The organism is Leptolyngbya sp. O-77 (assembly GCF_001548395.1).
Classification (GTDB): domain Bacteria; phylum Cyanobacteriota; class Cyanobacteriia; order Elainellales; family Elainellaceae; genus Thermoleptolyngbya.
In genome coordinates this window covers 768,845-794,051 of sequence record NZ_AP017367.1, presented here as the reverse complement: position 1 = coordinate 794,051, position 25,207 = coordinate 768,845, and the positions used below count along the sequence as shown (strand labels likewise).

At 54.2% G+C, this 25,207-nt stretch carries 19 protein-coding genes; 13 read left to right on the top strand and 6 right to left on the bottom strand.

All coding sequences use genetic code 11. The annotated features are described in order from the left end of the window. Positions 1 to 14 precede the first annotated feature (14 nt). Positions 15 to 2,684 (top strand): EAL domain-containing protein, encoded by a 2,670-nt coding sequence (locus O77CONTIG1_RS03385; protein WP_068508072.1) that lies wholly within the window; start codon positions 15 to 17, stop codon positions 2,682 to 2,684. Between the two features lie 68 nt (positions 2,685 to 2,752). On the opposite strand, the gene O77CONTIG1_RS03380 is transcribed toward O77CONTIG1_RS03385, so the two are convergent. Then, positions 2,753 to 3,253, bottom strand: coding sequence for a pentapeptide repeat-containing protein (locus tag O77CONTIG1_RS03380; RefSeq protein ID WP_068508070.1), 501 nt, complete (start codon positions 3,251 to 3,253; stop codon positions 2,753 to 2,755). Between the two features lie 269 nt (positions 3,254 to 3,522). Then, positions 3,523 to 4,524 carry a phenylalanine--tRNA ligase subunit alpha gene (gene pheS / locus O77CONTIG1_RS03375; protein WP_068508068.1) on the bottom strand — a complete coding sequence of 334 codons (1,002 nt, stop codon included), beginning with the start codon at positions 4,522 to 4,524 and terminating at the stop codon, positions 3,523 to 3,525. Positions 4,525 to 4,831: 307 nt separating this feature from the next. On the opposite strand from pheS, the gene surE reads away from it, so the two are divergent. The 6 genes from surE to O77CONTIG1_RS03345 all read left to right on the top strand — a co-directional run bounded on the left by surE (position 4,832) and on the right by O77CONTIG1_RS03345 (position 10,591). Next, on the top strand, positions 4,832 to 5,671 hold the full coding sequence (gene surE / locus O77CONTIG1_RS03370) for a 5'/3'-nucleotidase SurE (RefSeq protein ID WP_068508065.1): 840 nt from the start codon (positions 4,832 to 4,834) through the stop codon (positions 5,669 to 5,671). 766 nt (positions 5,672 to 6,437) lie between these two features. After that, positions 6,438 to 7,346, top strand: coding sequence for an MBL fold metallo-hydrolase (locus O77CONTIG1_RS03365; RefSeq protein WP_068508063.1), 909 nt, complete (start codon positions 6,438 to 6,440; stop codon positions 7,344 to 7,346). A 94-nt stretch (positions 7,347 to 7,440) separates the two neighbouring features. Next, positions 7,441 to 8,448 (top strand): bifunctional riboflavin kinase/FAD synthetase, encoded by a 1,008-nt coding sequence (locus O77CONTIG1_RS03360; protein ID WP_068508061.1) that lies wholly within the window; start codon positions 7,441 to 7,443, stop codon positions 8,446 to 8,448. Further along, a complete protein-coding gene (locus O77CONTIG1_RS03355; protein ID WP_068508059.1) occupies positions 8,445 to 9,587 on the top strand; it encodes a glycosyltransferase family 4 protein in 1,143 nt (380 codons plus the stop codon). The genes O77CONTIG1_RS03360 and O77CONTIG1_RS03355 overlap by 4 nt, the downstream gene beginning before the upstream one ends. 58 nt (positions 9,588 to 9,645) lie before the next feature. Then, positions 9,646 to 10,245 carry a J domain-containing protein gene (locus O77CONTIG1_RS03350; RefSeq protein WP_068508057.1) on the top strand — a complete coding sequence of 200 codons (600 nt, stop codon included), beginning with the start codon at positions 9,646 to 9,648 and terminating at the stop codon, positions 10,243 to 10,245. Between the two features lie 73 nt (positions 10,246 to 10,318). Then, on the top strand, positions 10,319 to 10,591 hold the full coding sequence (locus O77CONTIG1_RS03345; protein ID WP_068508055.1) for a DUF3143 domain-containing protein: 273 nt from the start codon (positions 10,319 to 10,321) through the stop codon (positions 10,589 to 10,591). 193 nt (positions 10,592 to 10,784) lie between these two features. Here the strand turns inward: O77CONTIG1_RS03345 and O77CONTIG1_RS03340 are convergent, their stop codons facing one another. From O77CONTIG1_RS03340 to lysA, 4 genes are all read right to left on the bottom strand, one after another. Next, positions 10,785 to 11,597, bottom strand: a complete 813-nt coding sequence (locus tag O77CONTIG1_RS03340) for a YdcF family protein (protein ID WP_068508053.1) — start codon at positions 11,595 to 11,597, stop codon at positions 10,785 to 10,787. A 193-nt stretch (positions 11,598 to 11,790) separates the two neighbouring features. Beyond that, the gene (locus tag O77CONTIG1_RS03335; protein ID WP_068508051.1) at positions 11,791 to 12,546 is read right to left on the bottom strand and encodes an isoprenyl transferase; all 756 of its coding nucleotides are present in this window, start codon (positions 12,544 to 12,546) and stop codon (positions 11,791 to 11,793) included. After that, positions 12,521 to 13,465, bottom strand: coding sequence for a diadenylate cyclase CdaA (gene cdaA / locus O77CONTIG1_RS03330; RefSeq protein WP_068508049.1), 945 nt, complete (start codon positions 13,463 to 13,465; stop codon positions 12,521 to 12,523). Before cdaA ends, O77CONTIG1_RS03335 begins: the two co-directional genes overlap by 26 nt. 586 nt (positions 13,466 to 14,051) lie before the next feature. Next, the gene (gene lysA / locus O77CONTIG1_RS03325; protein ID WP_317134202.1) at positions 14,052 to 15,383 is read right to left on the bottom strand and encodes a diaminopimelate decarboxylase; all 1,332 of its coding nucleotides are present in this window, start codon (positions 15,381 to 15,383) and stop codon (positions 14,052 to 14,054) included. Between the two features lie 228 nt (positions 15,384 to 15,611). Between lysA and rimI the strand changes: the two genes are divergently transcribed. From rimI to O77CONTIG1_RS03295, 6 genes are all read left to right on the top strand, one after another. Then, entirely contained in the window at positions 15,612 to 16,235 is a 624-nt protein-coding gene (gene rimI / locus O77CONTIG1_RS03320; RefSeq protein ID WP_068508046.1) for a ribosomal protein S18-alanine N-acetyltransferase, read from the top strand. A gap of 180 nt (positions 16,236 to 16,415) precedes the next feature. Next, positions 16,416 to 18,887, top strand: a complete 2,472-nt coding sequence (locus O77CONTIG1_RS03315) for an ATP-dependent Clp protease ATP-binding subunit (protein ID WP_068508044.1) — start codon at positions 16,416 to 16,418, stop codon at positions 18,885 to 18,887. A 246-nt stretch (positions 18,888 to 19,133) separates the two neighbouring features. Beyond that, on the top strand, positions 19,134 to 20,129 hold the full coding sequence (gene ilvC / locus O77CONTIG1_RS03310; RefSeq protein WP_068508042.1) for a ketol-acid reductoisomerase: 996 nt from the start codon (positions 19,134 to 19,136) through the stop codon (positions 20,127 to 20,129). Positions 20,130 to 20,435: 306 nt separating this feature from the next. Next, complete coding sequence (locus O77CONTIG1_RS03305) at positions 20,436 to 22,100, top strand: ArnT family glycosyltransferase (RefSeq protein ID WP_068508040.1); 1,665 nt, start codon at positions 20,436 to 20,438, stop codon at positions 22,098 to 22,100. A gap of 164 nt (positions 22,101 to 22,264) precedes the next feature. After that, complete coding sequence (locus tag O77CONTIG1_RS03300; RefSeq protein WP_068508038.1) at positions 22,265 to 23,287, top strand: glycosyltransferase family 2 protein; 1,023 nt, start codon at positions 22,265 to 22,267, stop codon at positions 23,285 to 23,287. Positions 23,288 to 23,560: 273 nt separating this feature from the next. Next, positions 23,561 to 24,904 (top strand): ferric reductase-like transmembrane domain-containing protein, encoded by a 1,344-nt coding sequence (locus tag O77CONTIG1_RS03295; protein ID WP_172799633.1) that lies wholly within the window; start codon positions 23,561 to 23,563, stop codon positions 24,902 to 24,904. The last annotated feature ends 303 nt before the right edge of the window (positions 24,905 to 25,207 follow it).

Here is a 25,207-nt window from a genome sequence, read left to right as displayed (position 1 = left end):
AACTGCTGCTCCAGGTGATTGAAGCTCAAACCAGCGGGCTGATCGGCTCTATCCTGTTGCTCGATGCGGCGGGGCAGCGGATCGAAAACGGCATCACCAACAGCCTGCCTGATACCTATGTCAAACAACTCGTCGGCGTGCAGATTGGCCCAAAGGCCGGTTCCTGCGGCATGGCGATGTATCGGCGATCGCCCGTGATTATCCCTGATGTCTACCAAGACCCCCTCTGGGAAGATTATCGAGACTTTGCTCGTTCGTTTGGGCTGGTGTCTTGCTGGTCGCTGCCAATTCTCTCCTCTCAGGGTAACGTGTTGGGCAGCATTGCCGCCCATAGCCGTGCCCCCCGTACACCGACCCCAGCGGACTGGTCACTCCTAGAAATTGCCGCACCGCTGGCAGGCATTGCCATCGAGCAGGCGCGGGCAGATGCGGCCCTGCAAGCCGCCGAAGCCAAATATCGGGGCATTTTTGAAAACGCGGTGGAGGGGATTTTTCAAAGCACGCCCGATGGGCAATATCTGATGGTCAACCCGATGCTGGCAAGGCTGTATGGCTACGAGTCGCCCGCCGACCTGATGGCGAATTTGACCAATATCGAGCAGCAACTCTATGTAGATCCACAGCGTCGGGCAGAGTTTGTGCGGCTGATGCAGGCCAAGGGCGAAGTTCAGGGGTTTGAGTCGGAAGTGTATCGTAAGGATGGCAGCGTAATCTGGATTTCGGAGTCGGCGCGAGCGCTGTACGATGCGGCGGGGAACCTGATTCGATTTGAAGGAACCGTGGAAAACATTACCCGACGCAAGCAGGCAGAACTAGAACTGCTGAATCGCGACAACTTGTTGCAGGGGGTTGCTCAGGCCGCAAATTGCCTGCTCACCCATGAGGATTTATCGATAGCCATCTCTCAAGCGATCGCCATTCTGGGTAAGGCTGCGCGGGTCGATCGGGTTTTTATCGCCGAAAATCATCCCCACCCCATCACGGGTGAGCTGGCTTTTAGCCTCCGCTACGAGTGGGTGCAAGAGGCCGTTGCCCCTTGCACATCCGACTGGCAAAACCAACCCTACCGTTTACACGAACTCAACCGCTGGCACAACCAGTTTTTGCAGGGAAAATCCATCCAGGGCATCACGCGAAACTTTCCCCAGCCAGAACGAACGGCTCTCACCCAGGCTGGAGTCCTATCTTCGCTGATGGTGCCAATTTTTATTGAAGACGAGTTTTGGGGGTATATCGGACTGGATGACTGCCACGCTGAGCGGCAATGGTCGGCGAGTGAAGAATCAAGCCTGTGGGCGATCGCCGCCAGTTTGGGCGGTGCAATCAAACGTCAGCGCACCGAAGAGAAAATGCGCTACCAGGCTTTTCACGACGCACTCACGGGCCTGCCCAACCGCATGATGTTCAATCGCCATCTATATCTCATGCTGTCTCGTGCCCGCCAGGGACAGGAGCCGTTTGCCGTTGTTTTTCTTGACCTAGATCGGTTCAAAACCATCAACGATACGCTGGGTCATGCCGTGGGCGATCGCCTTCTAGAACAGACCACCCAGCGTCTTACCTGCTGCCTGCGCGAAGAAGACACCATCGCCCGCTGGGGCGGCGACGAGTTTACCCTGCTGCTGCCCAATCTGAAGTCACCCCAGGATGCCAGTCGCATCGCCGAGCGAATTTCGGAGACTCTGCGCCCTCCCTTCTGCGTCGATAACCACGAGCTACACATCACATGCAGCATGGGCATTGCCCTGTTTCCAGACCACGGCACCGATGCCCAAACGCTGCTAAAAAATGCCGATGCCGCCCTCTACCTGGCCAAAGGGCACGGGCGCGATAATCACCAGTTTTACACGCCCGCGATTACCAGCCAGTCCACAGAGCGCCTCGTCCTCGATAGCAGCCTGCACTACGCGCTAGAACGCCAGGAATTTACCCTCCACTACCAGCCCCAGGTCAATGTTCTGACGGGCGAAATCATTCAGATGGAGGCACTGCTGCGCTGGACTCATCCCAAACTTGGGCTGATTGCACCCCAGACCTTTATTGGTTTGGCAGAAGAAAATGGGCTGATCGTCCCTATTGGGTTTTGGGTGCTTCGCACGGCCTGTTTGCAAAATAAGCAGTGGCATGAAGCTGGATTCAGCCCACTGCGAGTCGCGGTGAATCTATCGGCACGACAGTTGCAGCAGCCCAATCTGGTGGGCGCGATCGCCAGCATCCTGCAAGAAACCGAATTGCCGCCAACCAGCCTAGAGCTAGAAATTACCGAGACGGCTGCGATGCAGAATGTAGAATCCACTACCACGCTGCTGCACGAGCTACAGGAAATGGGGGTGCGGATTGCGATGGACGATTTTGGTACGGGCTACTCGTCGCTGGGCTATCTCAAGCAGTTTCCGCTCCACACGCTAAAAATTGACCAATCCTTTGTCAAGGATGTCACAGTTAACCCAGACGATGCGGCGATCGTGGCGGCAATCGTGGCGCTGGGGCAGGGGCTAAATTTGAATGTCGTCGCCGAAGGTGTGGAAACAGTAGACCAGCTCGCCAAGCTGCGATCGCTCCAGTGTGAGGAAATGCAGGGCTATCTCTTCAGTCGCCCGCTAGAAGCTGCCGCGGCAACCCAGTTTTTGCAAAAGAACCAGCCCCGCAGCAATCTTCAGCAGTTCTTTCAGTCACCCAATTGACCAAGCTAAAGGGCATTTGGTCGGTGAGGGATGCAGTCGAAAAACAAGCTCAAGACGACTAGAGAATTCTACTTGCAGCCCAGCGATTCTCGCGTGTCGGCTCCGGTCACGGGATTCACACCCGATGCCGTTTTGCAGAGCTGTAGCACCTGCTCTCGATCCAGCATGGCGAAGCTAAAGTCTGCCCCGTCAACCTTTGCGCCCTTGAAGTTGCTTTTCAGCAGCATGGCAGAAGTCAGCACGGCATTGCTCAGGTCTGCTCCTGCAAAATTGCTGAGGTAAGCAATGCCATCGGTCATGTCTACACCTTGCAAATTGGCCCCTGTCAGCGTGGAGCCATTAAACACGGCCCCGCGCAGGTCAGCACCGCTGAAGTCTGCCCCAGCAAGCTGAGCATTGGCAAATTCAGCTTGAATCAACTGTTGCCCTGCAAAGTTTTTGGTGGTGGCTTCTACGTCGTCGTAGGCGCGAATGGCAGCAGAACTAGCGGCGATCGCTCCCTGCGGCAACCCCATCAGCCCCACCCACAGCCCAAATACCAGACCCAGCAACGCTCGAAGTAAACGCATGGTCGTCTTAGAAATTTACGCTCCCAACGTTAATAAACGTAACATTCTGCCGCCATGTTTTGGCAGCCCACTTAAACAGCCCCTTCAACAGCCCACTTCAACAGCTCGCTGCAACAGCACAATCTGACCGCACAATTGGAAAGCATGGCAGGCACAGCAAGTTCGACGGCACAAGTTCGACGGCACAAGTTCAACGGCGCAAGTTTGATGGCGCAAGTTCGGCAGAGCAAGCACGGTTCAACCGCCAACTTAGACCGTGACTTGCCAGACTAAAACTGCCGCAAAAAGCGTAGATCGCTCTTATACAGGTCGCGGATGTCGGTCATCTGGTGCAGCACCATCGCAAACCGCTCCACCCCAAAGCCGGCCGCAAAGCCCGTGTAAATTTCCGGGTCATAACCAACTGCCTTTAGCACGTTGGGATCGACCATGCCGCAGCCCAGCACCTCGAGCCAGCGTCCCCGCCAGCGCACATCGACCTCCGCCGATGGCTCTGTGAAGGGGAAGAAACTGGGGCGAAAGCGCACCTCAATCTCGCCGAACATTTCTTCCAGAAAAGTCTTGATCGTACCGCGTAGGTCGGTGAAGGTCAGTCCCTCATCCACCGCTAGAATTTCAATCTGGTGAAACACCGCTGAATGGGTCGCATCCACTGTATCCCGCCGATAGACCCGCCCCGGAGCGGCCACGCGGATCGGCGGTTCGTTCGCCTCCATATAGCGAATCTGCACCGAAGACGTATGGGTTCGCAGCAGGTTGCCATCCGGCAGATAGAACGTGTCTTGCATGTCCCGCGCTGGGTGGTCGGCGGGCGTGTTCAAGGCCTCAAAGTTATAGTAGTCGGTTTCCATTTCGGGGCCCTGGGCTACGGTATAGCCCAGACCCACAAAAATATCGAGCACCCGGTCGATAGTACTGGTCAGGGGATGGTTGCGCCCCTGAGGACGGAACGTTCCGGGCATAGTCACGTCCAGCGTTTCAGCGGCCAGTTGGGCTTCGATCTGGGCCGCTTGCAGTGCCGCCTTTTTCTGATCCAGCCCCGTCTGCACGACTTCCTTGACCTCGTTGGCCAGGGCCCCAATGCGAGGACGCTCTTCAGCGCTCAGCCGCCCCATGCCGCCCAGCACTTGCGACAGACTGCCCTTTTTGCCCAAATACTTGATCCGGAGTTGTTCTAAATCTTCGAGGGAAGCAGCAGCGGCGATCGCCCCTTCGGCTTCTTGCTGCAACGTCGTCAACTGAGTTTCTAGCTCTACCAACTGGGTGGTCATACAGGTTGTCTGGCGGATTATCTGGCGGGTTGTCTGGAAAAGATATCTAACAAAGGATCGGGGAAAAGTCGTCTGAAACAATCCAGAAGAACAATCTCTTCGCGAGAGTCTTCAAGAGCCATACTCAGCACGACGCTAAATCCCTCTTACCCTAGTTTACCGATAGTTTACCGAGCTTCATCCCTTACAATTGCTCTCCACGATAGAAGCATGGCGAAAGCGGAGAATAGCAGAGGAAGAATAGTAATGGATAAGCCAGCCAATCGCTTTCATAATTCTGAATGGGTCTACCCTCAATCAAACCACTATGCACCTCTTAATCAGCAACGATGACGGAATTTTTTCTTTAGGAATTCGCACCCTGGCAAACACCCTTGCCCAAGCAGGGCATCAAATCACCGTCGTCTGCCCCGACCGAGAGCGGTCGGCCACTGGGCATGGGCTAACCCTCCACAAACCGATTCGGGCAGAGCAAGTCGAAGGCGTTTTCCAGCCCAGCGTCACGGCCTGGGCCTGTTCGGGCACCCCGTCTGACTGCGTAAAGCTGGCGCTGGGAGCGCTCCTCAACAATCCCCCCGACATGGTGCTGTCGGGCATCAACCACGGCTCCAATCTGGGTACAGATGTGTTGTATTCGGGGACGGTTTCGGCGGCGATGGAAGGTGTTATTGAAGGTGTGACTGGCATTGCCTTCAGTCTCACCAGCTTCTCCTCAAAAGATTTTCAGCCTGCTGCCAACTTTGCCCAGCGGCTCGTTGCTTACTTGAGCGCCAACCCGCTGCCCCAGCCAATGCTGCTGAATGTCAACGTGCCCGCTGTGCCTGTCGAAAAAATTGCGGGCGTAGCCGTGACTCGACAGGGACTCCGGCGCTACATTGACCAGTTTGAAAAACGAATTGACCCCAGGGGCAAAACCTACTATTGGCTGGCGGGCGAGCTGCTGGAAGACGTGCCGCAGCCAGATCTGGAACTGGTAGTGACTTCGCAAACCCGGCTCGGCGAAGCCAGCGGAACATGGCTGAATCAAATGATGACCGATGTCCAGGCCATTCGCCAGCACTACATCACCATTACGCCGCTGCAATATAACCTTTCCTGTGCCCACGGTTTGCATCATCTCCGGGATTGGACGTTATCGGTTGAATAAGGAGTCAAGCTCAGCCGTGAGCCAGGCTACAGTCGCTTGGCCAGCAGTTACTCGGCCAGTTTGGCAGAGATGGGGGCAAATGCAGCAAATGCAGTATGGGATCGAGGTGGATAATCGGTTAGCCAAAGAACAGCACTCGTTTCTTGACAAATTTCAATCAAATTTCAAACAAAGTTCAGAAGGTCGCAGAATCTGAATTTTTTCTATGAATTGCGGATGTCAGCTTCAACTGAATGAAGCATGATGAACGAGCCAGTCGCAAATTTCCACCCTCGCGGGCAAAACCCAGTGCTGCACCGACGCTGAAAGTTTTTTGTGAATTTGGTTCTATGAATTTGCAGCAAACAAAATTTCTTGTGAAATTAGAGCAATGTCATGATGAAGAGGGAACTCTAGGATCAAGGATGCAGCCGGACGGTCTTTCCCCCTTTACAATGGGGCATAGATTGGTGAGTGGTATGTTGAGCCAGGTTCTACCGCCAGATAGCTCAAGGTGCAAAAGGGGTACGGTGCAAACAGGGTGAATTGTTCTTTGGGGACTTTGGCGTAGGTGGCACAGGAGTATTACCAGATATTTGCCAGATATTGCCGAGACTGCCGATACTACTGATGCTAATACTACTGATATTGTTGGAACCTGCATTCTCAAAATGCCGAACAACTAGAAACTACCAACCCTCAAGAGCCGAAGCATTCATAGGTGATAGCGCACGCAACGAGAAGGTCTTGTGTAGCAGGGCCAATGTCAGTCCAGTAAGAACCACAAATGTCTAGCGTGAAAAACCAGTTTACGATTCATTTCTGGGGTGTGAGGGGCAGTATTGCCTGTCCTGGCGCAGAGACGGTGCGCTATGGGGGGAATACCTCCTGTGTGGAAATGCGCGTCGCTGGAGAGCGGCTGATTTTTGATGGCGGTACGGGGCTGCGAGTGCTGGGGCAGTCTTTGCTGCGAGAGATGCCGCTGCGGATCAATATGTTCTTTACCCATTCCCACTGGGATCATATCCAGGGCTTTCCGTTTTTTGTGCCAGCCTTTGTCAAGGGCAACAAATTCAATATTTATGGGGCGATCGCCCCCAACGGCTCCACCATCGAGCAGCGGCTGAATGACCAGATGCTGCATCCCAACTTCCCCGTGCCGCTGCAAATCATGGGGGCAGATATGAACTTCTGCGACCTAGAGATTGGCCAGTCGGTGCAGGTGGGGGACGTGCTGGTAGAAAACGCCCTGCTGAACCATCCGGGCGAGTCGGTGGGCTATCGCGTTAACTGGGGCGATCGCGCGGTTGCCTATATCACTGACACCGAGCATTTTCCCGATCGGCTGGATGAAAACGTTCTCTGGCTCTGTCGCAACGCGGATGTCATGATCTACGATGCCACCTACACCGACGAAGAATATTACTCTGAGAAATCTAGCAAGGTTGGCTGGGGACACTCGACTTGGCAGGAAGCGGTAAAAGTGGCGAAGGCAGCGAACGTCAAGAAAGTCGTGATCTTCCACCATGACCCGCTGCACAGCGACGACTTCATGGATCGCGTCCAAGAAGACACTCGCAGGCAATTTCCCAACAGCATTGTTGCCTATGAGGGACTAGAAATTGATGTGCTGGCGGAAGCGGCAGAAGCTATGGACGGCAAACCCGCCGCTTCACAAGCCAGTGTTTCTGCCTGAGTTTGCGATTGATGCGATTGAAATATGACGCTTGCCAGCAGACACAGTTCGGGTTCCACTTCGGCTTTAGCCGCTCTGTGTCAGAATGTAAAGCGTGTGGATTACTTCCTGCCTAGAGACGGTAAAAAAACCGACAGTCGTTGCCCTGGGAAACTTTGACGGCGTTCACCCAGGACATCAAGCTGTGATTGAACCCATTTGGCTGTCCGCACAGCAGTTTCAGACAATTCACGCGGCCGAATCCCATGCGGGTGAAGGTGTGGTTGTGCCTACTGTTGTAACGTTCCACCCCCATCCCCGCGAGTTTTTTACGGGCAAGCGCCGCGATTTGCTGACTCCGCTAGAGGAAAAGGCCGCGCAGCTCAAGCAGCTTGGTGTGGAGCAACTGGTGCGGTTGCCGTTTGACCATGCCCTGTCGTGTCTGTCGCCCAAGGCATTTGTCGATCAGATTTTGGTGCGATCGCTGGCGGCGCAGGAAATTAGCGTGGGCGAGAATTTTTGCTTTGGGCACAAGCGGGCGGGTACAGCGGAAGATTTGCGGGCGATCGCCGCTCGGTACGACATTCCCGTTCACATCGTGCCCATGTATACGCTGGACGGCGAGCGGGTCAGCAGTTCCACCATCCGCGACTATTTGCAGCAAGGACTTGTGCGGCCCGCGGCGCGGCTGCTGGGGCGACCCTACACGCTCATTGGCGAAGTGGTGAAGGGGCAGCAGTTGGGGCGATCGCTCGGCTTTCCCACTGCAAATCTGCGCCTGCCCGAAGCAAAGTTTTTGCCCCGGCTGGGTGTGTATGCCGTGCGGGTGTGCCTCCATAACCCTGCCGCGCCAGATGCCGTGCCCCATTCCCCAGGCACAACGGCAGAACCAACCCTACTCGGCGTGATGAACCTGGGCTATCGTCCGACTGTGGACGGCTCCCAGCGCCGGGTAGAAGTTCACCTGCTGGACTGGGCGGGCGATCTGTATGGCAAAACGCTGATCGTCAGCCTGGAGGCGTTTATTCGCCCTGAACAAAAGTTTGACTCGCTCGACGCACTGAAGGCGCAAATTCAGCAAGACTGCGACCAAGCGCGATCGCTCCTCACCACGTCCCCATGACCTCCCAAATCCTTTCCGACTGTTCCGCTCTGCGGCTGCTGTTTCTTTCCACCCCAGTTGCACCGCTGGGCACGGGGCTAGGTGGCGGCGTGGAATTGACGCTGTACAACCTGGCGATGGAGATGACCCGGCGGGGCCACCGGGTGCAAATCGTCGCGCCGCAGGGTTCCCATCTGCCGGAGTTGGGTGATGCTGCATCAATGGCGATCGCCCAGATTCCTGGCAAGCTGCAAACCAGTGCCCAAACCCAGCACTACACCGATCCGATTACCCTGCCGCCGGAGTCTGTGCTGGGCAATATGTGGGACTATGCCCGCCAAGTGCAGTATGACTTCGATTTGCTGGTAAACTTTGCCTACGACTGGCTACCGCTGTATCTCACGCCTTTTTTTCAGCGGCCCGTGGCGCATTTGATCAGCATGGGATCGCTGTCGGCGGCGATGGATGTTGCCATTCAGCAGGTTGCCCGCACCTTTCCGGGCACTCTGGCTGCCCACAGCTATGCTCAGGCGGCGACTTTCCCAGAATCAAGCTGGTTTCGCGTGCTGGGCAATGGGCTGGATTTGTCGCGCTATGTGTTTTGCGCGGAGCCAGACCATCGGCTGGGCTGGGTGGGGCGGCTGGCTCCCGAAAAGGGATTGGAGGATGCGATCGCCCTCGCCGCACAAACCCAGATTCCGCTCTCCGTGTGGGGGGCAATGCCCGATCCCGCCTACTGGCAGCAAATCCAGCAGCGCTATCCTGATGCGCCGGTCGAGTACCGGGGATTTCTTTCAACCGAAGAATTGCAGCAAGACTTGGGCCGCTGTCGGGCGCTGGTCATGACTCCCAAATGGGTCGAAGCGTTTGGCAATGTGGCGGTAGAAGCGCTGGCCTGCGGCGTGCCCGTCATTGCTTACCGCCGGGGCGGGCCGTCGGAGATTGTCACCGATGGGGAAACGGGCTGGCTGGTGGAGCCGGATCAGGTTGCTGAACTGGTGGCGGCTGTGGGCAAGCTGGGGCAAATCGATCGGGCGGCCTGTCGTCGCCGCGCCGAAGCCCACTACTCGATGCAGGCGATGGGCGATCGCACGGAGCAGTGGTTCCGTGACCTGCTTCAAAAGCGTTCCCCTGGCACGATCGCCCAGACATCTGGTTAAAATTAGTTAAAAATATTCAGCTAAAACTAGGGGCTGCTCCAAAACCGGAGGATTTACAGTGCCAGGGCAATCACCCGATGCGACCTATCCCACGCCACCATCCGCCAGCTACTACACTGTTTTGGGACTGCGCCATACGGCATCGGTGCAAGAGATTCGTCGCGCCTATCGAGACTTGAGCAAGCTCTACCACCCAGACACGACAGAACTGCCGCCCGACGTGGCTACGGCCAAGTTTCACGCTCTCAACGAGGCCTACGCCACGCTGAGCAGCCCAGAGCGCCGCGCCGCCTATGACTTGAAAAACGGCTATTCCCGCGTTTCGGTCATCCAGACCCCGGCAAATTTCAACCGTCCCGTTTCCGAAGCCCGCCGCTATCGATCAAGCGCTTATCTTGATCCGAGCGATCGCCCCCTGTCTGCGGGTGAGCTATTTGCCCTGTTCATCCTAGGAGTTACCTTTGTCGCCTGCCTGCTGCTGGTGCTAGCGGTGGGCGTTTCGCGGGGCGAGCTTACCATCGCCAGCCTCAAGTCTGAGCGCCTGGTCGAAATTATTCACCAGGCCACAGCCCACCCTGCGGTCTCTCCCCCCGAAGTCTCTCATGATGAACCAGTGGACTTTGACCCAGAAGTCACGAGTGATGCCCTGATAGATTGACGCAGGCATTTCTCTCGCCTTTTTATCCCCTTTGTCCCTTTCGTTTCTCATCCCCCACACCTCACACCCCCTTATGTCCCTCCCCCCTGCCGATACGCCGCTCTACAATCATCCGCTACCCGAAATTGAGCAGTGGCTCATTTCCCAGGGCTGCCAGCAAGATCGCGACAATTTACATTGCTGGTATGTACAAAAGCCTCAGTGGGAAGCAGAAATTGTGATGGATGTAGACTCCATTGCCGTTCGCTACATTGGTGCGGGCGAAAACGGACAGGATCTGATGCGATCGTTCAAATACTCTTTGAGCCGTCGAGATCTGGATGAGGCAATTTTTGTCGGGCCGTGATGCATTAGGCTGTGATGCGTTGGGCGGTAATGCAGGCAGGATGCTGAAGGCGACGCAAACGGAAACGCGACGGATTTCTGCAAACCCATCGCGTTGATTGGTGTTCTGATTGATCAGCGCTCTAATTAATCAGTTAATCAGCGCTCTAAGCGGCGCAAGGCGAAAACTTTAGTCTGCTGGTGCAATGGCTGGCTTAGTTTGGGGCGATCGCGCATCTCCGTTCCCGGACTTTTTCCAGCAGTTCAGCGGGCGGATTTTTCAGCGCATCGGGCGAATCTGGGTGAAACCGTCCCAGCAACAGGTAGCTGACCAGGGCAGGATATTCTCGCAGCGCCAAGAGCGATCGCCGTGCAGACGGAATTGTCGCAGTTTCAGCATGGGGAATGACCGAGAAGCCATAGCCCTCAAAGGTCAACGTTGCCCGCTTCAGATGAGCCGGATCGGTGATCAAGATAATCGTCTCCACGCCTTGGGGCCCCAAAATGGTCGCCGTTGACTCGGCTTCATCCTTGGTGGTACGGGCACACCGTGTCGCTGCTAGAACCGATAGCGGAATGTTTTGTTGCTCAAGCAGTTCCGCGATCTGCTCCATGTTGTGCTCCATCGTTACAAAAATCCGGGGCGATCGCCCTTGCTTGTAGAGTTCCACGGCTGTCTCATAGCGTCGTCCTTCATCTCGGTGGTTGCGCGTCAACACCACAATGGCATCGGCGGTTTGCCCCGAATCCGATGGCAGGGCAGTCACTAGTGGATAGGTGAGCGCAGCGGCACCCAGCGGCGAAACCATCAGCCAATACAGCACCAACGCGCCCATCAGCAGGCGCTTTAGAGATTTTCGCTGCCGAATCCAGTTTTTTGAACCGGGCATGAGTTTGGGAACGACCCACAGCAACGCCAGCAAGAAGACGAATAAGAGCGTGACTTTCGCTGGATTGGTGAGTAAATCCACCAGTTCCCAGTTCAGATTTGTCCAAAATCGTCCAAGGATTCCGCGCAGGTTTGACATGGTTCACTCCAGAAAATTACGGCATTGCAGATCCAGACAAATTGCCCTGATAAATTGCCCTGATATAGAGCTGGTGGGCATTTGGTTAGCCATTTGTCTCATCAGTGAGTGCGCGATTGAAGCCAGTAGGACAGGTGAACTCAGCAACCGATCGAAAACTAAGCAGCTAAAGCATACTATGCGTATTGTAGGTTTACGAAGAGAGACGACCAAAGCGGCGATCGCGCTGCTGATAGTCCACCAGCGCCCGGTGAAACTCTGCCCGGTCAAAGTCGGGCCACAGCGTATCGGTAATATAAATCTCGGTGTAGGCCATCTGCCACAGCAAGAAGTTACTAATCCGCATTTCGCCGCTGGTGCGGATCAGCAAATCTGGATCGACCGTGCCCTGGGTATATAAATGCTGAGAAAACAGCGCCTCGTCAATGTCTTCGGAGTGCAGTTTGCCCTGCTCGACCTGAGTGGCGATCGCCCGACAAGCCTGCACAATCTCCTGCCGCCCGCCATAGTTCGTGGCCACAGAAAACTGAATGCCTTGATTTTGGCTGGTTTCTGCCATCGACCGCTCGATTTCGGCCCGCAGCGACGCAGGCAGCCGCGACAGATCCCCCACAAACCGAATCCGCACCTGCTCCTCCATCATTTCGCGGAGTTCCTGACGCAGCACCCGCTCAAACAAAGTCATTAAAAAGTCCACCTCTTCCAGTGGACGACCCCAGTTTTCTGTCGAAAAGGCGTAGGCAGTGAGAGCTTCGATGCCCCAATCTCGGCAGCAGCGCAGCAGATCCTTGAGCGTGTCCACGCCCCGTCGATGACCCATGATGCGCGGCAAGCCCCGCTGTTTGGCCCAGCGACCGTTGCCGTCCATAATCACAGCAACGTGTTTGGGCAGTCGCTCCTGCTGCAAATCTGCGGGCAGGTCTCTAAGAACGGTTGGCTTTGCTGTCATTTTTTCTCCGAGAAGCCGACTTGGAAATGCGAAAGGGAGGAGGCAAAAAGAGCTTGAGCCGATCGATAAACTGGCGACCCAAACTCCGCAACTGGGGGGCGACGGGTTCACGCTCGACCGACTGAGAAAACCGGGCAATGAGCAGTTCTCGCAGCTTGCTGCTCGTCAGGGGACGGTTCAAAATGCCGCCTTCTGCCAGAGAAATTGAACCCGTTTCTTCCGATACCACTATACAGAGGCATTGCTCCACTCGCTCAGTGATTCCCATTGCTGCCCGATGGCGGGTGCCCAGTTGCCGAGAGGCGCTGCGTTCTGACAGGGGCAAAATTACGCCTGCTGCGGCCAGCCGCGATCCGCGAATCAGCACGGCTCCATCATGGAGCAGCGTTGAGGTTTGAAAAATAGTTTGCAAGAGTTCCTTTGAAACTTCGGCGTTGAGTTTGACCCCAGGAACCGAAAAATCGCGCTCGTCGATGGGGCGGTTGGTTTCCAAGATCAGCAGTGCGCCCGTGCGATTTTGGGACAGTTCTTTGACTGCATCGACGATTTCATCAATCACGCTGTCAGATTTGGGTATTGCCTCAGTCGCAGGTTTCAGCAGTTGCCAGATTTCGCCGCGCCCAAGCTGCTCCAGCAGTCGCCGAAACTCTGCTTGCAGCATAAAGGCCATCGCCACCGCAGACCCGATGACTAGCTTCTCTAGCACAAAGCTGAGCAGTTGCAGGCTCAAGGCTTTGCTAAGCGCCGAAGCCAGCATCAGCACGATTAGCCCGCGCACCATCCACAGCGTGCGGCGATCGCCAATAATCACCAGTACCATATAGGTCAGCATTAGCACCAATACGACATCAATTCCATGCAGCAGCAAGGACTGAGTCCAGCCAGGGTTTGTCAGCCATTGCTTCAGCAAAGATCCCATCAGTTAATTGGTGCTAGGCATTATGCCCCGTATAAATTGCAACTATGGCAGGCGCGATCGCACCTGAAAATAGATTTTAAGAATGGGGTTAGGGACAGATATTTCCCGAAATCCGTGGCAAACCGTCCAAAAACGTCCCTTCGCCACAAGAGATGTCGAGAAAACCTCAGACCAGGCGACACGTCTTGCCCGTCCGTTAAAAAGCTGTGTTATGGAGGACAGAACGCACCCCCCAATTGTAAGAGCGGGAGGCAAGAAGAACCAGTGAGTGACCGATGGGAGCGGAAAACCAGGGGGTTGCCCTTTCCCTGATACACGTCCCTGACGGATGACTCCGGAGATCAGACCCGAAAGCAAGCCGGGAAAATCTTGCGGCGCACAAGCGAGATAACGACTGGAAGGGGAGGGGCGATCGCCCTTCACGTTGCTCTCGCCAAGACCAGTCTTGTCTTCATCACCCCGGGTCATCAAGTTTAGGTTTCTGGGATTTAGACGATCTTCGCGGGCACAGCCCACGAAAAATCGTCCAACTGCATCAGTCCTAAAGTTGCCATTGCACAACTTAACTTCTCTTCCCCAATAGCCCTCAGCCCTCGCGCCGCACCAGACGCTCTGGCAGCCGATCCTGGCGGATCAAATCTTCTACCGTTTCGCGCTGCAAGATCAGGCTAGCATCGCCCTGGTTGACTAGCACCGCCGCCGGACGGGGCAATCGGTTGTAGTTGGAGGCCATGCTGTAGTTATATGCGCCCGTGCCCATCACCACTAGCACGTCCCCAGGCTCAGTGGGCGGCAGTTTTGCGTCTTTAATCAGGATATCGCCCGATTCGCAGTGCTTTCCGGCGATCGCCACTGATTCTGTCATCGGAGCCGACAGTTTGTTAGCCACCACCGCGCGATAGACCGACTGATAGGTAATCGGGCGGGGATTATCGGACATGCCGCCATCGACCGTAACGTAGGTGCGGATGCCGGGAACCGTCTTTTGTCCACCCACGCGATAGGCCGTAACGCAGGCTGACCCAATGAGCGATCGCCCGGGTTCCGCAATCAGCCGGGGCAACGCCACGCCCTGCTGCTGGCAGGCGCGAATAATGCCCTCGCAAATCACCTTCACCCACTCCTCAATGCTGGGCGGATCGTCCGACTCAGTATAGCGGATGCCCAGTCCACCACCAATATCCAGTTCACTAATCGGCAGCCCATACTGCGCCGCTTTGCTTAGCCATTGCACCATAACGCTGGTCAAATCCTGATGGGCCTGTAGCTCAAAAATTTGCGACCCAATGTGCGCGTGTAGCCCCACACACAGCAGCGCAGGCTGCTGGCTAACGTAGGCAAACACTTCGTCCAACTGCTCAGGATCGAAGCCAAACTTGCTGTCCAAATGTCCGGTACGAATATATTCGTGGGTGTGGCACTCGATGCCGGGGGTCAGGCGCAGCAGAATGCGAATCGGCTGGCTGCTGGCGGTTTCCGAAGTTTCCGAATCGGCCGCCAGAGACACCAGGGTTTTCAACTCTTGCCAATTGTCCACGACAATCGTGCAGCCTGCGCTGACGGCCAGCGACAGTTCCTCGACAGATTTATTATTGCCATGCAGGTAAATCTTGTCGGGCGACACGCCTGCTTGCAGCGCGGTGTAGAGTTCCCCGCCAGAGACGACATCCAGCCCCAACCCTTCGCTATCTACCACTGCACATACAGCCAGACAGTTCCAGGCTTTGGAGGCGTAGATCACCAGCGACTCGCCCGGATAGTATTGACGAAAGGCTTCTCGATATTGACGACAGGCTGTTCGCAGCGTTTCTTCATCTAATATGTACAGCGGCGAACCAAATCTCTCCACCAGCGTTGTCACGTCGCAGCCGCCGATTTCCAGATGATCTTGCGCGTTGGCGCGGGCAGTCAGTGGCATTAGAACTTGATTCGGTGAAGCAGTCGCAGGGTCTAACGTAGGCAAGTATTGATGACCAGAGTTGTCTAGAGCAGGTGCAGGAGTCGAAACCATCGGGCGGAACTGTCCTTGTCTTTACAGGAGGGTTTGCAAAGGAATGCTAGAAGGAATGCCAATTTTTCTAGTTTACAATTGGCACCTACCCTTCTTGGAGGGATTGAAGATGGATTTTCTGGATCACAGATAGGCATGGACACGCTATATCTGTCGCTGTTGACACGAGATCAAGTTGATGCCGCCGTGGCGCTAGATCGGCAGTGTTTGGGTGGCCTGTGGACGGAAGACGGTTATTTGAGAGAAATTGACAGCCCGAATAGCACGCTGCTGGCACTGACCACTGTGGCAGGAGATGGGGAAACCTCGCTCGTTGGGCTGGGCTGTGTGTGGATGATTCTGGATGAGGCGCATATCACCACGCTGGCGGTGCATCCGGCGCAGCGGGGGCGAGGGCTGGGGCAACTGTTGTTGACGGCGCTGATGCAGGTGGCCTGGCAGCGCCAGATGCATTGGGCCACACTAGAGGTGCGAGCGTCAAATATAGGGGCGATCGCCCTCTATCAAAAATTTGGCTTCACGGATGTCGGTCTGCGGCCCCGCTACTACCAAAACCCCGAAGAGGACGCGCTGATTCTCTGGCGCAGGGGGCTGCAAGAGCCAGACTTCTCAGACACGCTGCGGCAGTGGTGGGGCTGGGTGGGCGATCGCCATCGTCAACATGGGTGGCACCTGATCCCCGCCCAATCCCCTACCCCAAAAGAAGCAGGCGATCTGGGATTTTCTGCCATCCCTCTTGACATAGGTATCTTTTCCTAGCAAGATCCCCTTCGGAGCGACAAGCGTGCGATCGCATTCTTCGCTTGCATTCTTTGATGCGCTTGTTTCGGGATCAGGGTCTTGGTTGGGGTCGGTTGTCTCCGTTGAGCAGCCGGGTGGATTCACTTACCCTATGCTAGAATCAGCAGTACCGGCACGCAGCAGGTGATAGAGACTGCCATGTTTGAACGCTTCACAGAGAAAGCCATTAAGGTGATCATGCTTGCCCAGGAAGAAGCTCGTCGCCTGGGTCATAACTTTGTAGGAACGGAACAGATCCTCCTGGGTCTGATTGGAGAAGGGACCGGCGTCGCCGCCAAAGTGTTGAAGTCGATGGGCGTCAACCTGAAAGACGCTCGGATTGAAGTTGAAAAGATCATCGGTCGCGGGTCGGGCTTTGTGGCGGTCGAGATTCCCTTTACCCCACGGGCCAAGCGAGTTCTAGAACTGTCGCTCGAAGAGGCTCGCCAGCTTGGACACAATTACATCGGTACAGAACACCTCCTTTTGGGGCTGATTCGCGAAGGTGAAGGTGTGGCCGCCCGGGTTCTCGAAAACCTGGGCGTTGATCTCTCTAAGGTTCGCACCCAGGTGATTCGGATGCTGGGTGAAACTGCCGAGGTCACGCCGGGTGGCAGCCAGGGACGCACCAAGACCCCCACGCTGGACGAGTTTGGCTCGAATCTGACCCAGATGGCAGGCGAAGGCAAGCTTGACCCAGTGGTCGGTCGCCAGAAAGAAATCGAGCGGGTGATCCAGATTCTGGGTCGCCGCACGAAGAATAATCCCGTGTTGATCGGTGAGCCGGGTGTGGGCAAAACGGCGATCGCCGAAGGTCTTGCCCAGCGCATCTCCAGCGGCGACGTGCCCGACATTCTCGAAGAGAAGCGCGTGGTGACTCTTGACATCGGCTTGCTGGTGGCGGGCACCAAATATCGCGGTGAGTTTGAGGAACGCCTCAAGAAGATCATGGACGAGATCCGCCAGGCGGGGAACGTCATTCTGGTAATCGACGAAGTTCACACGCTGATCGGCGCAGGCGCAGCAGAAGGGGCGATCGATGCGGCTAATATCCTGAAGCCCGCTCTGGCACGGGGTGAACTCCAGTGCATCGGCGCAACGACGCTGGATGAATACCGCAAGCACATCGAGCGCGATGCGGCTCTGGAGCGCCGCTTCCAGCCTGTGATGGTGGGTGAGCCGTCGGTGCAGGACACGATCGAGATCCTGCGGGGTCTGCGCGATCGCTATGAGCAACACCACAAGCTAAAAATCTCGGATGCAGCCCTGGAAGCCGCTGCCAAGCTCTCTGACCGCTATATCTCAGACCGCTTCCTGCCCGACAAGGCCATCGACCTAATCGACGAGGCAGGTTCCCGCGTCCGCTTGTTCCACTCGCAAATGCCCCCGGCAGCAAAAGAGCTGGATAAGGAACTGCGCCAGGTACAGAAAGAGAAGGACGATGCCGTTCGCAATCAGGACTTTGAGCGGGCGGGCGAATTGCGCGATCGCGAGATGGAGCTACGGGCAGAAATCCGGGCGATCGTTCAATCCAAGCAAAGCGAGACGACAGGTGGCGAAGATTCTCCCGTCGTGACGGAAGAAGACATTGCCCAGATTGTCGCAGCGTGGACAGGCGTTCCGGTCAACAAGCTGACGGAAACCGAGTCCGAGAAGTTGCTGCACATGGAAGACACCCTGCATAATCGCCTGATTGGTCAGGACGAAGCCGTGAAAGCCGTGTCTCGCGCTATCCGTCGTGCCCGCGTCGGTCTCAAGAATCCCAATCGTCCGATCGCCAGCTTTATCTTCTCTGGCCCCACCGGGGTCGGTAAGACGGAACTGACGAAGGCTCTGGCGGCTTACTTCTTCGGCTCCGAAGATGCGATGATTCGCCTCGACATGTCGGAATACATGGAGCGGCACACCGTTTCCAAGCTAATCGGGTCGCCTCCAGGCTACGTCGGCTACAACGAGGGCGGTCAGCTCACCGAAGCCGTCCGTCGCCGTCCATACACCGTGGTGCTATTCGACGAAATCGAAAAAGCCCACCCCGACGTGTTCAATATGCTGCTGCAAATCCTGGAAGACGGTCGCCTGACCGATGCCAAGGGTCGCACGGTAGATTTCAAGAACACTCTGCTGATCATGACCTCCAACATCGGTTCCAAGGTGATCGAGAAGGGTGGCGGCGGTCTGGGCTTCGACCTGTCTTCGGAAGATATGGCTGAGTCACAGTACAACCGCATTCGTTCCCTGGTGAACGAGGAGCTGAAGCAGTACTTCCGTCCTGAGTTCCTCAACCGTTTGGACGAAATCATCGTCTTCCGCCAGTTGACGAAGGACGAAGTGAAGCGGATTGGCGACATTCTCCTGCGGGAAGTGTCGGGTCGCCTGCTGGAGCAGGGCATCACCCTCGAAGTCACCGAGAAGTTCAAAGACCGCTTGGTGGAAGAAGGCTACAACCCCAGCTATGGCGCTCGTCCCTTGCGTCGTGCTATTATGCGCCTGCTAGAAGACTCCCTGGCAGAGGAAATCCTCTCAGGGCGAGTCAAGGATGGCGATGTGGCCGTTGTGGATGTCGGCGAAGACGGACAGGTGAAGGTGCTTCCGGGTGAAAAGCGGGAGTTGCTGCCTCAGTCTGCGGAGTAGCAGTTGACCGCTGTGGCGGCCAATAGCTGTAGCTGTTAGTAACTGCTGTTTGCAAGCACTGTCTTGTGTTGAGGGCTGGGTTGCCTAATGGGTGATCCAGTTTCTTTTTGCGCTGATCTGGGCTATGCCTTTCACCCACTCCCCTCCGTTTGGTAGAATCAAATGCTTGACATTTGCAAGATTTACCGATTTGCAAAGACCAATTTGCAAGACAGATAACCCTCGCTTCACGGAGATTCCTTCCCTATGGCTCGGATGTATTATGATGCAGACGCGAATTTGGACGTTTTGGCTGGCAAAACGATTGCCATTATTGGCTACGGCTCGCAGGGTCATGCCCATGCCCTGAATCTGCGCGACAGCGGGCTGAATGTGGTGGTTGGCCTGTATCCGGGTAGCAAGTCGGCTGCCAAAGCTGAGGCGGAAGGGCTGACCGTGAAGACGGTGAGCGATGCTGCTGCGGCAGCGGATTTCATCATGATCCTGCTGCCGGATGAGGTGATGAAAACGGTCTACAAAAATGAGATCGAAGCGCAACTGACGGCAGGCAAGGTGCTGGCCTTTGCCCACGGCTTCAATATTCACTTTGCCCAAATTGTGCCCCCTGCGGATGTGGATGTGGTGATGGTGGCTCCTAAGGGGCCGGGACACTTGGTGCGGCGCACCTATGAGCAGGGTGAGGGCGTTCCGGCGCTGTTCGCGGTGTATCAGGACGCGACGGGACGGGCACGCGATCGCGCGATGGCTTATGCAAAAGGCATCGGCGGCACCCGCGCAGGCATCTTAGAAACCACCTTCCGCGAAGAAACCGAAACCGACCTGTTTGGGGAACAGGTGGTGCTGTGCGGCGGCCTCAGTGCGTTGATTAAGGCGGGTTTTGAAACGCTGGTGGAGGCGGGCTATCAGCCAGAACTGGCGTATTTCGAGTGTTTGCACGAAGTCAAGCTGATTGTGGATCTGATCGTGGAAGGCGGTCTGGCAAAGATGCGCGACAGTATCTCCAACACGGCAGAGTATGGCGACCTGACTCGCGGCCCGCGCATCGTCACCGACGAAACCCGCGCCGAAATGAAGAAGATCCTGACCGAAATTCAAACGGGACAGTTTGCCCGTGAGTTTGTGCTGGAAAATCAGGCAGGCAAGCCTGGCTTTACTGCCATGCGTCGTCGCGAGGCAGAGCATCCCATTGAGGAAGTTGGCAAGGATTTGCGAGCCATGTTTAGCTGGCTGAGGAAGGTTTAGCCAGGGATTTTGCTCAAACCTGAAAAGATAGACAGAATCAGATTGCTCTTTATGAGCCTCTAGTCTGATCAAGGGATACTTTTTAGAGCTTTGTATGCCTGTTTGGCGTCATCCGTCAAGCAGGCATTTTTCTGTCTCTGCCCTCGGCAGGGCTGAGGTTTATACTGTCTAAAGTGCTTACGTGCAAGCTCCGCATAGTTAGATAAATTGATACAAACAGGTTTAGCATCTCTTAAGAAACATAAAGACAAGTTTTGATGTCTGCTCTTAAGTCTGTTTTCAAGTCGCGCTTAGAGAGTATTAGTAGTGAAAAACTTGACCTTATCTGCCTCTAAAAAATCATGGATATTCAGGGAGTTGAAGATCCTCCTATGCTTCATTCTCTTAAGCCTGTTTTTACGAATTCCGTTTTTCTTTAAGGATGTTATCGACTGGGACGAAAGTACTTTTATCCTTATTGGTCAATCTGTATTAGATGGACATTTGCCCTATACAGATGTATGGGACTTCAAGCCACCTCTGGTTGCCATTTTATTTGCTGGCTTCATCGCTATTGCTGGAAAATCAATTGCCTTAATCCGGTTACTAGGTGCCATTTGTGTTGCCTTGGTTGCATGGTTTACCTACCTTGCTGGCAAGTCGATTTGGGAGACAAAGGTAGGCGTCATAGCGGGCATTTTATGGATTATCTCAGTCTCCATTTTTCCATCCGGACAGGCAGTGATGACAGAGCATCTGGCGCTCATTCCAATGATGGGGGCGATCGCCATACTCAGTCAGCCAAAACTCAAGGCAGGAAATATCTTTGGAGTCAGCATATTAATGATGCTGGCGGTCTTAATTCGCCTTAACTTAGCCTATGTTTCAGCAGCAGCAGGCATTTTCGTTGTTTTCGCAATAGGTATTAGAGAACATCGAAAATATTTAGATGTTCGCCTGGCTTTATCAGGCGGATTCGCCTATTTCATCGGCTCTGCTCTTGTTCTCTTTGTGGTGACATTGCCATATTTGATCACAGATCATTTTTCAAGTTTATGGGAATCTGCCATTGTGGTTCCATTGACCTATGCTAATTCTCAATATTCTTGGATCGATGCTTTTGAGAAACAGCTTGCGAATTTATGGTTTATGATTTATGACGGCGAAGCTCCGTACGGCTTGCCCCAGCCCATTACTCGACTTCCCATCAGCCTGTTGATGTGGGGCGGATGTATCTTGGGAACCCTATTTATTGCTAAAAAATGGACAACCCTGTCCTATAAGAAACAAGAAAAAATTATTCTACTGGGAATTATTTTAGCCAGCACGATCTTCTCAATTGTCAGAGGTGGTGCTGCCTACAAGCATTATCTGATTCAACTCATACCAATCGCTGCATTGGTTTCTGCTTTTGGAATAAATCAGCTTGCCAAATACCTGAGTCGTCCACAACTCACGCTTCCTCTGCTATTACTCTCGGGTTTAACAATCTATCCTGCATTAGAAAACTATCGTTCACTTTGGATTCAGCAGCGTAGTAATAATTCTTTTGAAAGTGGTGCTTCTTATCAGATTGCAGATTATCTCATGCAGTCTAATGCTGATAAAAGACCCGTATATATAATGACAAATCATATTATCTACTGGTTGATAGGCGAAAAACCAATCACTAGAGCAACGACTCATCCATCTAATCTCGGAAAAGAGTATTTACTAGAGGTACTTGCTGGAACTGGAACGACTGTAGAGCAGGAATTATCCAAAGTGTTGGCACAAAATCCAGAGTTTATCGTTACTCAGCATGAGGTTGAATATTTAAATAAGCATGAAAAAGCAAGGCTGCTTTTAAGAAAAACGCTTAAAACTCGATATAGAAAAGTAGAAGAAATTGATGGACATCTTATCTATAGAATACGAAGACGCTTTAGAAATTCTCCAGAAATCAATCAATCGGAATCAAGACTTACTTCATCGATGAATGTACACAAATAGATTGCTGCAAAGATCGCCATAGAGGTGGTTAAGCGCAGATTGTCTCGGGGAAATACCTATTAAGCCATGATTCTTCCGAAAAACTCCTTATCTTAAACATCCCTTATCTAAAAGTATTTTTAAAGACAGTCGGAATAGATGCATCGAGGAAATTTTAATTGGCTATGGTTCAGAAATTGAACGAATTTGAGGCACTCCCCCAAATTTCTATTGTCATCCCAATGTATGATGAAGAGCCGAATATTGATCATTTATTTGAACGGCTTTTTGCCGTCATGTCTAATATCAAAGCCGATTTTGAGATCATCTGTGTCAATGATGGATCGAGCGATCGCACTTTGGCTCTTTTGCTTAAGTACCATAATTTACATCCAGAAATTAAAGTTGTTGATCTATCTCGCAACTTTGGCAAGGAAATTGCCCTGACTGCGGGAATTGATTATGCAGTTGGTCAGGCAGTCATTCCACTAGATGCTGATTTACAAGATCCGCCAGAACTCATTGCCGAACTTATTTCCAGGTGGCAAGAAGGTTACGATGTAGTCTATGCAGTCCGGCGATCGCGGCAGGGGGAAAGCTGGTTAAAACGGTTCACCTCAAAAGTATTTTATAAGTGTATTAGGCAGGTCAGCTCTACTTCCATTCCAGCAGATACAGGAGACTTTCGATTATTAGATCGCTGCGTTGTTGAAGCGTTAAAACAACTTCCAGAGCGAACCAGGTTTATGAAAGGACTATTTGCCTGGGTTGGCTATCGGCAGACTCATATTTACTTCGATCGCCCTGAACGCTATGGAGGGCAGACAAGCTGGAATTATTGGCATCTCTGGAACCTGGCAATAGAAGGCATTGCCTCTTTCAGCACTGCCCCTCTTAAAATTTGGATCTATGTCGGATCGGTAATTGCAGCCCTGGCATTTCTATACGCCACATTTTTGATTTTAAGAACGCTCATCTTTGGAATTGATATTGCTGGCTATGCGTCTTTAATGGTCGTGATTCTATTTTTGGGGGGTATCCAACTGCTTACCTTGGGCGTGCTTGGAGAGTACCTGGGTCGAGTCTATGAAGAAGTCAAGGGTAGACCGCTTTACCTTGTTCGTGAGCAGTATGGGTTCCCGACTTCCAGCGCTAGGCGGGAGCAAAAATCAGCGATTGATCCTCCTATTCAGAGTGAGAGATTTTAAGTGCTTCTCAATCGCATGTCCCGCCCCAAAACCGCATTGAGAAAATAGGGAGTCGCATTACTCAGAACTATACAATTTTTACACTTTTTGCAGTTTTTGGTATGCAGTTTTTGACTGGTTTGGCACAGGAAAGCCAAATTTCTCTCTGAAGACGTAGAGCGTCGTGGGGGCGATCGCTGCCTCAGAGAGAAGCGGTTTCCGCTATATTCTTGTATTGTGCCATTGCAGAGATACGCGCTGAATCTCTATCTCCCAAACCTGACTTTGGCACCTATGAAAACCCTATTGATGGGCAGTCCAGTTGCGATCGCCATTTTTTGGATCTCCATCTATCTGGGACTGACGCTCGTTCCGCTGCTGGTGCTGCTGCTCTATCCGCCGATGGCTGATGAGGCGCGGGGCTTTTGGGTCGAATTTTCGGTGGCGCTGGGATTCGTAGGACTGGCGATGATGGCGCTGCAATTTGCGCTGACGGCGCGGATCAACCGGGTCGAAGCGTCTTACGGCATCGACATTATTTTGCAGTTTCATCGCTATATCTCGATTGTGGCGGTGCTGTTTATCCTGCTGCATCCGGCGATTTTGTTCATCAACCAACCCGAAACCCTGGCGCTGCTGAATTTTCCCGAAGCGCCGTGGCGGGCGCGGTTTGCCGTAATGGGCACGCTGGCGCTGGTAATGCTGGTCGTCACGTCGATCTGGCGCAAGCGGCTGAAACTTCCCTACGAAGTGTGGCGCACGCTGCACGGACTGCTGGCAGTGCTGGCGCTGGGGCTGGGGCTGGCTCACGCGATTGGCGTTGGCTATTACCTGTCGCTGTTTTGGAAGACGGTGTTGTGGGGGGCGATCGCCCTGGCAGCCCTCTGGCTGCTGGTCTACGTGCGCGTGGTCAAGCCGTGGATGATGCTGAAAAAGCCGTATCTGGTGGAATCTGTCGAGCCACAGCGGGGCGATAGCTGGACACTGGTGCTGCGGCCCCACGGACATAGCGGCTTCACTTTCCAGCCGGGACAGTTCGCCTGGATCACGCTGGATGTGTCGCCCTTCCACATGCGCGAACACCCCTTCTCGATGTCTTCTGACAGCAACCAGCCCGACCGCATCGGGTTCACCATTAAGGCACTGGGCGACTTTACCCGCGAGATTAAGCAAGTACCGCCGGGAACGCGGGCTTATCTGGACGGGCCTTATGGCGTGTTTACGAGCGATCGCTATCCAGACACCGCCGGGTTTGTTTTCATCGCCGGGGGCATTGGCATCACGCCGTTTATGAGCATTTTGACCACCCACGCCGAACGCGGCGACGATCGCCCCCATCTGCTGATCTACGCGGGCGATCGCTGGGACGACCTCACCTTCCGCGAGGAGTTGGAAGCCCTGAGGGACAAGCTGGATTTGCAAATCGTCTTCGTTCTCCGCCATCCCCACGAGGGCTGGACCGGGGAATCGGGCTATGTTGATGAAGCGCTGCTAGAACGCTACATTCCCCAATATCGCGGCAGCCGTCAATACTTTATCTGCGCCAGTCCCCGCATGATGGATGCCGTCGAAGCCGGACTCCACCATCTCCAGGTGCCGCCCACGCACATCCACATGGAACACTTCAACCTGGTGTAAATGGCTTCACAGAATCATGTACAGAGTCCTGAACACATAACATGGCTGGAAGCCCTACAGGGGCTTGGCAGGCAATCCGAAATCGCAAATCCAAAATCGAGAATCGACTTATTTCCCTATGCGCTACGTCCTGATGCTGCAACTGGTTTCTATCATCACCCTCAACTTGGTAATAGGGTCAGCGCTATTTGCTTGGTTGCAAAGTCGCCCCACCCCCGAAGCGCCCGATGCAACGTCAGATCAGCAAAGTCTGAATCTTCTGCAAGAAACTGACTAAGCGTTTAAGTGCCTAGCTTGGCTACT

What these genes read in the sequence shown, in the direction of transcription:
- O77CONTIG1_RS03380 (WP_068508070.1), bottom strand. Translation starts at nt 3,253, where the DNA reads ATGCGTTTACTTCGAGCGTTGCTGGGTCTGGTATTTGGGCTGTGGGTG.
- pheS (WP_068508068.1), bottom strand. Translation starts at nt 4,524, where the DNA reads ATGACCACCCAGTTGGTAGAGCTAGAAACTCAGTTGACGACGTTGCAG.
- surE (WP_068508065.1), top strand. Translation starts at nt 4,832, where the DNA reads ATGCACCTCTTAATCAGCAACGATGACGGAATTTTTTCTTTAGGAATT.
- O77CONTIG1_RS03365 (WP_068508063.1), top strand. Translation starts at nt 6,438, where the DNA reads ATGTCTAGCGTGAAAAACCAGTTTACGATTCATTTCTGGGGTGTGAGG.
- O77CONTIG1_RS03355 (WP_068508059.1), top strand. Translation starts at nt 8,445, where the DNA reads ATGACCTCCCAAATCCTTTCCGACTGTTCCGCTCTGCGGCTGCTGTTT.
- O77CONTIG1_RS03345 (WP_068508055.1), top strand. Translation starts at nt 10,319, where the DNA reads ATGTCCCTCCCCCCTGCCGATACGCCGCTCTACAATCATCCGCTACCC.
- O77CONTIG1_RS03340 (WP_068508053.1), bottom strand. Translation starts at nt 11,597, where the DNA reads ATGTCAAACCTGCGCGGAATCCTTGGACGATTTTGGACAAATCTGAAC.
- O77CONTIG1_RS03335 (WP_068508051.1), bottom strand. Translation starts at nt 12,546, where the DNA reads ATGACAGCAAAGCCAACCGTTCTTAGAGACCTGCCCGCAGATTTGCAG.
- cdaA (WP_068508049.1), bottom strand. Translation starts at nt 13,465, where the DNA reads ATGGGATCTTTGCTGAAGCAATGGCTGACAAACCCTGGCTGGACTCAG.
- lysA (WP_317134202.1), bottom strand. Translation starts at nt 15,383, where the DNA reads ATGCCACTGACTGCCCGCGCCAACGCGCAAGATCATCTGGAAATCGGC.
- rimI (WP_068508046.1), top strand. Translation starts at nt 15,612, where the DNA reads ATGGACACGCTATATCTGTCGCTGTTGACACGAGATCAAGTTGATGCC.
- O77CONTIG1_RS03315 (WP_068508044.1), top strand. Translation starts at nt 16,416, where the DNA reads ATGTTTGAACGCTTCACAGAGAAAGCCATTAAGGTGATCATGCTTGCC.
- ilvC (WP_068508042.1), top strand. Translation starts at nt 19,134, where the DNA reads ATGGCTCGGATGTATTATGATGCAGACGCGAATTTGGACGTTTTGGCT.
- O77CONTIG1_RS03300 (WP_068508038.1), top strand. Translation starts at nt 22,265, where the DNA reads ATGGTTCAGAAATTGAACGAATTTGAGGCACTCCCCCAAATTTCTATT.
- O77CONTIG1_RS03295 (WP_172799633.1), top strand. Translation starts at nt 23,561, where the DNA reads ATGAAAACCCTATTGATGGGCAGTCCAGTTGCGATCGCCATTTTTTGG.